4 protein-coding genes are annotated in these 3,061 nt (G+C 46.6%); 2 read left to right on the top strand and 2 right to left on the bottom strand.

Annotation, left to right across the window (positions count from 1 at the left end):
- Positions 1 to 175 precede the first annotated feature (175 nt).
- On the top strand, positions 176 to 1,420 hold the full coding sequence (locus T494_RS0111510; protein WP_028506415.1) for a hypothetical protein: 1,245 nt from the start codon (positions 176 to 178) through the stop codon (positions 1,418 to 1,420).
- A gap of 130 nt (positions 1,421 to 1,550) precedes the next feature.
- Positions 1,551 to 1,703 carry a phosphate acyltransferase gene (locus tag T494_RS13970; protein ID WP_242836447.1) on the top strand — a complete coding sequence of 51 codons (153 nt, stop codon included), beginning with the start codon at positions 1,551 to 1,553 and terminating at the stop codon, positions 1,701 to 1,703.
- A 332-nt stretch (positions 1,704 to 2,035) separates the two neighbouring features.
- Here T494_RS13970 and T494_RS0111500 read toward each other — a convergent pair whose 3' ends face one another.
- Positions 2,036 to 2,344, bottom strand: a complete 309-nt coding sequence (locus T494_RS0111500) for a hypothetical protein (protein ID WP_028506414.1) — start codon at positions 2,342 to 2,344, stop codon at positions 2,036 to 2,038.
- Positions 2,334 to 2,978, bottom strand: coding sequence for a DNA adenine methylase (locus tag T494_RS13110; protein ID WP_242836446.1), 645 nt, complete (start codon positions 2,976 to 2,978; stop codon positions 2,334 to 2,336). Before T494_RS13110 ends, T494_RS0111500 begins: the two co-directional genes overlap by 11 nt.
- Positions 2,979 to 3,061 lie beyond the last annotated feature (83 nt).

Below are 3,061 nucleotides of genomic sequence, written 5' to 3'. Positions count from 1 at the left end.
ATTCCATATAGTCTTTAATAAGTGTCCTGATGATCATCTCTGACTGTTTATCGTCCCCGACATACTCAAATGTCACCTTTTTTATAACAGGTATTGAAAAACGAAATGCTGTGTGGTATAATTAAACAGAATTCTGTCAAACACGAAAAAACACAAATGAAAAGGTGAAGAACTAATGAAGATACTTGATATGGAATTTACGGGCGCACCTGTGCCTGCCGAGGCGTACAAACAGTTCGTACAGCAGCTTTCGGGCTGGTACGGCGGCGGTGAGATGCCGCAGCTTGCAAGTCAGGACTTGCGCTTTGCGCTGGAGCTGCAAAAGCAGAAGATGAACTCGCTGGGGCTTGGTATGCAGTGCGCAATGAAAGGGTCGTCGGGCACGGACAAGAACAACGCGGTGGGCATTTCTTACAGCGACAGGGTGTTTGCCAACAGCATAGTCAGCGGAAATCTGAACATGACAAGAAGCATAGGCAGCAAGCAGTATCAGGCGTACAAGGACACCAATGAGATAGGTCTTACTGCGGTGATACAGGACTTAAAGGGCGGCACGCAGCCCGACAAGAGTATGCCGCTGTGCTGTCCGCACTGCGGTGCGGCGTCGACGCTGGGTGAGCTTGAAGACGGATGCGAATACTGCGGTACAAAGTTTGTTATGAGCGAGCTTTACCCCAAGGTCAGCAACTTTTTTATCACAAGGCATGAGGACAGGACAGATCGCTATAATAAGAATAAACGTGAGGCTGCAATATTTATGGCGGCGTGCATTATCCCGCTGATAATAATGTCTTTTATCCTCGGCGACCAATTAGTGATGAGAATTATAGCCGCTTTCTTTGCAGGCGGTATTGTCGGCTTTATTCTGTTTTGTATGAAAAAGCTGTTTGAGACTTTCGTTCTTATAGGCAAGACTGCAAGGGGCGGCAGCGGAACGGTAACGACGCTTTACCGCCTTAACAAGATAAAAAAGCACGACCCCGAATTTTCGGGCGAGTATTTCCGCGACAAAGCGATAGCGCTGTTTCGTATGGCTGTTTACAGCAGCGACCCGACACAGCTTGCCTGCTGCAAGTGTGAGTGCCCCGAAAAAGCGGCTGATATAATCGAGGCGGATATATACAACCTCAATGTCAACAGCTGCGAGATAAACGGCGATGTGTGCGAGGTTCAGACCACGCTGTTTCTTGACTGTCTGCATTTCAACAAAAAGGGCAAGATAGTACTCAAGTGCGACAAGTTCCGTATGAGTATGAGAAAGCGGCTGAAAAAGGCTACCGAGCTTGGTTTTTCGATGAGGGCGGTAAGCTGTCCGTCGTGCGGCGCAAGCTTTGATGCGTACAATGTGAAGGAGTGTCCCTACTGCCGCACGCCGTACGAGCTGGAGGACGACGACTGGGTAATGACGGCACTTTATTGATATGGCTAACAAAATGTGCGCTGTTTTGGCGGAAGCGGCGCGCATTATTTTTACAATCTCGCTCTTGAAAAATGCATGCGGGTGTGGAATAATAATTGGGTAAGATTTTTAAATTTGGAGGTATATCAAAATGGGAATGTTTGATAAGCTTATCGACAATCTGAAAGCAAGCAAAAAGACCATCGTTTTCACAGAGGGCACAGACGAGCGTATCCTGTGGGCTGCTGACAAGCTGCTCTCCTCAAAGTTCATAAAGGTCAGAGGACTTGCTTCCTTGAGTTGAAACACCCTTATCTTCATACTCGGCTTTTCGAGCAGTTCAAGTCGGTTGGCTGCCCAGATTGGAAGCTGCGACTTATCGGCTATACCAAGAAAGTCGGAGCGCTCAAGCCTTGCTTTTTGACCGTTTGCAAGGAAATGTCCGAACACAGCAGTACCGAGACTGTTCGGATCACACCCGAAGCCGTTTTGTGCAAAGAAATACTGAGCCTCCTTCTGCCGAAACGGCGGCTCAAGCACCTGCGGCTTAATGATCAGCAGTTTTCCTTTGTAGTCCTGCGGCTCTTTATGATTCTCACAGTGAACTTTTGTCAAGCACATTTTCATCACCCCCCTTTAATCATCATTTTCAAACATTGATTCACAGCAATGGCTTATCGGGCAGTCATCGCAGTTATCGTGCTTGGAACACTCTTCACGAAGACAATCTTCGCAGATGCTGCACGAATCTATGTCATCATAGTCCTCATCTTCGTCATCGTATTCATCCTCATCGTCTATGTCCTTGTAGATAACGATGTATACACCGTCATCATTCTTGTCAACTACAACAGTAACGGGATCATCGTCAATATCATAAAGTCCCTCAAATGTAGCCTTTCCTGTGCCTTTTATGTTCTGTGCAAGTATTATCTTATCGTTCATAGTAAAGTCCTCCTTCAGTAAAGTCATCAAACAGATTGAGCTGTCTGGTCATATTTTGTCGTTCTTTCGTATCGTAATTTGAGATAAAGACCTCGGGGTACACGCTGCCGCCTTCATATCTCTGTGCGAGATTGTTTATGCGTGTTATGGCTTCTATGCGTATGCCCGGCTGATCCCATATCTCTCTTATCTCAGGGCAGTCGTTGTATGAAACAAGGAACTTACCCTTGATAGCTACAAGTGAATCCCTGAGCCTTAGGTGATCCTGCCTTGTAAAGCCTACATCCTTGTAGTAGCTTTCGGTATTGAAATATGGCGGATCACAATAGAAAAAGCTCACAGGGCGGTCATACTGCCTGATGAGCTTTTCAAAGTCTTTGTTTTCGATCACCACTTTCTGCAGTCTCCTTGCAGCGAGATCTATCATCGGAAAGTCCGACCACAGGGAGTGCGGCTGGCTGCCGAAGCTGTCAAGACCGCTTGCATAGCTGAATCTTACAAGCTGATAGAATTTTGCTGCACGGTCAAAGTCTTTAAACCTGTGAAACAGACCACGCTTGTGCAGCATAGCTACAATGTCAAAATCCTCACGGCTGTTGAGCACATACCGCAGCTTGTATTTTGGACTTGTCAAGAAATGTGCAGTCATAAAATACCCAAAATCTTGGATAGGCAGATATCAGGCGGCGTGATGAGAGAGCTGCTTTGAAGTTCTTA

This window comes from Ruminococcus sp. FC2018 (assembly GCF_000621805.1).
GTDB lineage: Bacteria > Bacillota > Clostridia > Oscillospirales > Ruminococcaceae > Hominimerdicola.
The sequence above is the reverse complement of the archived record's forward strand: the minus strand, read 5'-3'. Positions and strand labels throughout refer to the sequence as shown.

Excerpts from the sequence above, each read along its gene's own strand:
- T494_RS13970 (WP_242836447.1), top strand. The coding sequence starts at position 1,551 with ATGGGAATGTTTGATAAGCTTATCGACAATCTGAAAGCAAGCAAAAAG.
- T494_RS0111500 (WP_028506414.1), bottom strand. The coding sequence starts at position 2,344 with ATGAACGATAAGATAATACTTGCACAGAACATAAAAGGCACAGGAAAG.
- T494_RS0111510 (WP_028506415.1), top strand. The coding sequence starts at position 176 with ATGAAGATACTTGATATGGAATTTACGGGCGCACCTGTGCCTGCCGAG.